The sequence below is a fragment of the Ruegeria sp. O5 genome, assembly GCF_056535105.1.
The window spans coordinates 1-813 of the sequence record NZ_JBQERN010000053.1 but is presented as its reverse complement, the minus strand read 5'-3'; the positions used below and the strand labels follow the sequence as shown (position 1 = coordinate 813).

Sequence of the window (813 nt, the reverse complement as noted above, 5' to 3'; positions counted from 1 at the left end):
CGAGGGCGATTGCGGAGAGGAAGACTTTGGGACAGCGATCATAACGTGTCGCTACACACCTCCAGTCCTTGAGCCTACCAAACATGATCTCAATACGGTTGCGCCGTTTGTATCGGCGCTTGTCATACTTCACAGTTGTCTTGCGTTGCTTTCGACCTGGGATGCAGGCGCTTATTCCTTTGTCTTTCAACGCGTCTCGGAACCAGTCTGCATCATAGCCGCGATCCCCGAGCAGCCAGTCGACTTCTGGTATGCTGCTCATTAGCGCTCGCGCACCGATGTAGTCACTGACTTGGCCAGCGGTGACAAAAAGGCTGATCGGTCGCCCTTGGCTGTCACAGATAGCATGCAGCTTCGTATTCATGCCGCCCTTGGTTCGGCCAATCAGGCGGCCACGCCCCCGTTTTTCGCGGCCATGCTGGTCGCGGTGCGATGTGCTTTCAGATAGGTCACGTCCACTGCCCGGCAGGGCATTGCGGAGCAATGTCCCGAGAGGGGATCATCACGGTCTTTTCCTCGCCGTGTTCGGCTGCCAAGCCGACCATCATCCGAGCGAAGATGCCTTTCTCACTCCAACGCTTCCACCGGCTATAAAGCGTCTTGTGCGGTCCGTATTCTTTGGGAGCGTCACGCCACCGCAACCCATTGCGATTGATGAAGATAATCCCGCTCAGCACCCTCTTGTCATCGACCCGTGGCTTGCCGTGCGACCGCGGGAAGAAAGGGGAAAGTTTGGCCATCTGCTCGTCGGTCAGCCAGAAAAGGTCGCTCATATCACCACTCCATTTTTCGAGCCGTGAATCATGCAGCGCC

At 56.8% G+C, this 813-nt stretch carries 1 pseudogene; it reads right to left on the bottom strand.

Annotation, left to right across the window (positions count from 1 at the left end):
* A pseudogene (locus ACR0M3_RS20040) lies at positions 1–773 on the bottom strand (IS5 family transposase); the annotation flags it as partial.
* Positions 774–813: the final 40 nt, after the last annotated feature.